Annotated in this window: 5 protein-coding genes; 1 reads left to right on the forward strand and 4 read right to left on the reverse strand. The window is 63.0% G+C overall.

Annotation, left to right across the window (positions count from 1 at the left end):
* Positions 1-209: 209 nt before the first annotated feature.
* On the reverse strand, positions 210-2,399 hold the full coding sequence (locus IQK56_RS30410; protein WP_150675846.1) for a patatin-like phospholipase family protein: 2,190 nt from the start codon (positions 2,397-2,399) through the stop codon (positions 210-212).
* Between the two features lie 84 nt (positions 2,400-2,483).
* Here IQK56_RS30410 and IQK56_RS30415 point away from each other — a divergent pair, with 84 nt between their 5' ends.
* Positions 2,484-2,771 (forward strand): Rdx family protein, encoded by a 288-nt coding sequence (locus IQK56_RS30415; protein WP_099584163.1) that lies wholly within the window; start codon positions 2,484-2,486, stop codon positions 2,769-2,771.
* Positions 2,772-2,810: 39 nt separating this feature from the next.
* Here the strand turns inward: IQK56_RS30415 and IQK56_RS30420 are convergent, their stop codons facing one another.
* The 3 genes from IQK56_RS30420 to IQK56_RS30430 all read right to left on the reverse strand — a co-directional run.
* Complete coding sequence (locus IQK56_RS30420; RefSeq protein WP_122308278.1) at positions 2,811-3,092, reverse strand: hypothetical protein; 282 nt, start codon at positions 3,090-3,092, stop codon at positions 2,811-2,813.
* Between the two features lie 76 nt (positions 3,093-3,168).
* Complete coding sequence (locus IQK56_RS30425) at positions 3,169-4,053, reverse strand: DMT family transporter (RefSeq protein ID WP_193864314.1); 885 nt, start codon at positions 4,051-4,053, stop codon at positions 3,169-3,171.
* Positions 4,054-4,151: 98 nt separating this feature from the next.
* Positions 4,152-4,311: helix-turn-helix domain-containing protein (locus tag IQK56_RS30430; RefSeq protein ID WP_193864315.1), on the reverse strand; the 160-nt coding region annotated here is incomplete at its 5' end.

Genomic DNA, 4,311 nt, shown 5'->3' on the forward strand with positions numbered 1-4,311 from the left:
GCGCTGGGCTGCGAAGCAGCCCCCCATAAGGAAGGCCATCGCGATAACCCAGATAAACCACGGCGTCTGATTTTAGGGCTGCTTCGCAGCCCAGCGCGGGGCAAGCCCGCTCACCACAACAGACCCGCTCACCACACCACACCAAGCTCGCTCACCACACAAAGCCCGCTCACCACAATTAGCCCCTCCAACACTGGTGCAGTGTTGTATCAGAACGTCTGCCCCAGGTTCAGGTACACCGCCTTCTGATTATCGTCGTTGAACCCATAGCTGAAATTCAGTGGCCCCAACGGCGTATCAAACCCCAGGAAAATACTTGCAGCGTTGATATACCCGCTGTCGAACTCATTGTCGTTGTTCCATGCCCGGCCCCGCTCCAGCGAGGCGCCCATATACAGTGGGAAATCCAACGGCAAGTAGGAGCGCGGCGTCAGTCGGCGGTAGTACACCGCACGCATCAGGCTGATGTTCTGTCCGGAAATTGCATCCTGGCGGAAGCCCGACAACTGCCGCGCACCGCCCAGCAGGAAGCTGGAAATCACCACATCCGAATCATCCAGGGTGCGCCCGTAGCGACCGCCCAGCACCAGCGTGTCCGGGCCATGGCTCATGGCCTTGTCCAGTTTGAATTCCCACTGTCGATAGCGCTGATCCGAACCCAGTCCCGGTTCGAACTCGCGGTAGGCCAGGCCGATGTCCTCACCGGTGTGCGGGAAGTACACGTTGTCGAGTGAGTCGAAGGAGTACTTCAGTTCATAGAAGCCTTCGCTGAAACTCACGCTCGGCAGGTCGCGGTCGCCGATGCGCACATCCGCCTTGCCCCAGGCCTCGCCGACGCCGAAGCGAATCTCGCCGCTGTTGCCGATCTGGCGCCCCACGTTCAGGCCGAAACCATAGCGCTCCAGGCGATATTCGGAGATGGGGTCGTTGTCCAGAATCAGTTCGACGTTCTGCGCCTGGGCGCTGAGGTAGGGCGCGACGAAGTAGCGTGAGCCCGCGTCCATCGGTTGGTAGAACTCGCTGTACAGTTCTTGCCGATCACCGATCTGCACCCGCGTGAGCCATTCAGCGCCGAGTCGGTTGATGCCGTTCATGCGATAGCTCGCGCCCAGGTTGAAGGCGCTGTCGCCGCGCATATCGTCTGAGAGGTTCAAGCCCAGGCGCAGGTAGTCGGTGCCGCTGCGCTTGCCGCGTGCACTGATCACCAGGGTGTTGTCCTGGCCCTTTTTCACCACGCGGTATTGCACCTGCTCGAAGTAATCCAGGCCATACAAGGTGCCCATGTCGGTTTGCAGGCGGCCGAGGTTCAACGGTTCGCCCAGCGGTTGGCGGATGTAGTAGCGGATCACGTCGTCGCTGACTTTCGAGTCGTTTTCCAGTTTGATCCCGGTGATCACCGGGGTGCGCTCGCCCGGAGTGCGCGCAGCCGCCAGTTGGGCGTCAACCGGTTCGGCGGGGCGTAAATGGGCCAGGCGCAGGTCGAGGGCGCGGGTGGCGCGGTAGCCGGCGTCGATCATATCCTTGGCGCGGCCAAAATCGGTCACGCCAAAGGCCGCCAGGGGCGGCTGGATCAGCACGTCCTTGGGGTTGAGGGCCTTGAGTTGTTCCTCGGAGTTGCGCCGGGTCATCAGGGTGATGGACTGGTTGAGCACATCCACCACGGTGGCGAGTTGCTTGCGCGAGCGTAGCGGCGTGCCGATGTCGACCACGATGGCGATATCCACGCCCATCTCCCGCGCCACATCCAGCGGGATGTTATCGGTCATGCCGCCATCCACCAGCAGCCGGCCATCCAGCTCTACCGGGGCGAACACTGCCGGAATCGACATACTGGCGCGGATCACCTGGGGCAGGTGGCCCTTGCTGAACACCACTTTTTCGCCAGTAGTGATGTCGGTGGCCACGGCGCGGAAGGGGATCGGCAGCTTGTCGAAATTACGCGTGTTGCTGCTGTGGGCGAACATGCTTTCCAGCAGCAGCGCAAGGTTCTGGCCCTGGATCACGCCGAGCGGCAGGCCGAGGCTGCCGTCATCGCGAAAGCTGAGCTTCTGCTTGACCAGGAAATCGCGGTCATCCTGCTTGCGCCGAAACGGCACGTCTTCACGCGGCGGCGCGTCGGACAACGCCTGCTGCCAGTCAATGCCGAGGGCGAGCTTTTCCAGTTCGTCGATCTTGTAGCCCGAAGCGTACAGCCCGCCAATCACCGCACCCATGCTGGTACCGGCGATGGCGTCGATATGGATGCCCTGTTCTTCCAGGGCCTTGAGCACGCCAATGTGCGCCAGGCCACGGGCGGCGCCGCCGGACAGCACCAGGCCGATTTTCGGGCGGGGCGGCTCAACGGCGTCGGCAAGCAGGGGGACGAGGCACAGAAACAGACAGGACAGCAGGCGGCGCATCAGGAATCTCAGGGCTGGGCGATAAAGGCCGCTATTATAGCCACTCCAACCCCATCCCTCGTCACGCCAGGAACCTGTCAAATGATGTCCGCCAGCAAACCCGAGATCGTGATCACCTATTGCACCCAGTGCCAGTGGCTGCTGCGTGCCGCGTGGTTGGCTCAGGAACTGTTAAGCACCTTTGCCGATGACCTGGGCAAAGTGTCGCTGGAGCCGGCAACCGGCGGTGCGTTTCGCATCACCTGCGATGGTGTGCAGATCTGGGAGCGCAAGGCTGATGGCGGTTTCCCTGAGGCCAAGGTGCTCAAGCAGCGCGTGCGCGATCAGATCGACCCGCAGCGTGACCTGGGGCACAACGACCGCACGCCGTGAAGGTCACCGCCATCGGCTGGCGGTGACGGATGGAGGCCGCTACTTGGCGGCCATCTTGCTTTTGATGAAGCCCACGACCCACGTCAGTACCAGGCCGCCGACGCCGCCGCCGACAATATTGCTGCCAACCGCCGCCACATCCAGCGCCTCGCCGCCGGAGGTGCCCGTCAGTGCGGCGACCACCTGGCCCAGGACCAGACCGCCGACACCACCGAGGAAGGTATTGAGCCCGGTGCCCAGGCTCTGTTTGGTCATGCCGGCTAAGTTGCCGCCGACGGCACCACTGATGATTTGAACCAGCAAGCTGATGAGCATTTCCATGATGAAACCCCTGCATCGCGTTTATGGAGTGATCCGTTGAACGACTGCAGACTGTTGCGGATGTTCAGAGTATAGATCAGGCCGTTGCCGTCGGCTGTTTGGCCTGGCTGGCGCTGCCCATCAGCCCTGAGAGCACGATGGCGACGATGATCAGCGCGCCTCCCAGCAGCATGCGCAGTGTCGGGGTTTCGGCGAACAGCAGCCAGGCCACCGTGATGCCGTAGACCGGCTCCATGGCAAAGACCACGGAGGCGGTACGTGCCTTGATCACCGCGAGGCTGGCGACGAACAGACTGTGGGCCAGCCCTGTGCAGAACACGCCGAGCAGGCCGATCCACAACCAGTCCAGCGCACGCACATCCGCCAGCCCCGGTGCGGCCACGGGCAGCAGGCACACCGCAACTACCATGTTCTGGCACAGTGCAGCCTGGACGGCAGGAATCCGCCCGGAGCTGGCGCGGTTGTTCAGCGACAACAGCGAGAACAGCAGCCCCGAGGCGATGCCCCAGAGCAGGCCGCCGGTGGCTTCGCTGGCCAGGCTGAAGTCTGGCGTCACCAGCACCAGGCCGACGGTGACCAACGCCACCAGCACCCATTCATTGGCGCGAATGCGCTCGCGGAAAATCAGCCCTTCAAGGATCACGGTAAACGCCGGGAACGCGGTGAAGCCGAGGGTGGCGACGGCCACGCCCGCCACCTTGACTGCGATAAAAAACGTCACCCAATGCGCGGCCAGTAAGACGCCGCTGACCAGCAGGCGTTTCCAGTCGCGCAGTTCCAGGGTTTTCCACGGGGCATTGCTGGCGAAGCGCGCAAACACGGCCAGGGCGATCACGGCAAACGCGGCGCGACCGAAGACGATAATGGCCGGCGAGGCGGCCGCCAGCTTGCCGAATACGCCGGTAAGGCCAAACATCAATGCGCCGATATGCAAGGCGCCGAGGGCTGAACGGGGAGTCATTGCGATCCTTGAACCAACGGGTTAACAGAATCGCAGTCTAGAGGGTGCAGGTGCGGACGTCTGTCGCGCAGCTCGCGATTTTTAGCGCAAGGCTCGCCTTATGCCGAACGCCGCAACGCGCCGGGAGAGGCGCCAAACTCGCGCAACATCGCGGCGGCAAAGGCACTTTGCGAGGCATAGCCGACACGCTCGGCGATTTCACCGATGGGCAGCGGCGTCTCGCGCAGCAGGTGCAAGGCCAGTTGCAGGCGGCGGCTG

Origin of the sequence: Pseudomonas cyclaminis (assembly GCF_015163715.1) — a bacterium.
Classification (GTDB): Bacteria; Pseudomonadota; Gammaproteobacteria; order Pseudomonadales; family Pseudomonadaceae; genus Aquipseudomonas; species Aquipseudomonas cyclaminis.

Excerpts from the sequence above, each read along its gene's own strand:
- IQK56_RS30410 (WP_150675846.1), bottom strand. The coding sequence starts at position 2,399 with ATGCGCCGCCTGCTGTCCTGTCTGTTTCTGTGCCTCGTCCCCCTGCTT.
- IQK56_RS30415 (WP_099584163.1), top strand. The coding sequence starts at position 2,484 with ATGTCCGCCAGCAAACCCGAGATCGTGATCACCTATTGCACCCAGTGC.
- IQK56_RS30420 (WP_122308278.1), bottom strand. The coding sequence starts at position 3,092 with ATGGAAATGCTCATCAGCTTGCTGGTTCAAATCATCAGTGGTGCCGTC.
- IQK56_RS30425 (WP_193864314.1), bottom strand. The coding sequence starts at position 4,053 with ATGACTCCCCGTTCAGCCCTCGGCGCCTTGCATATCGGCGCATTGATG.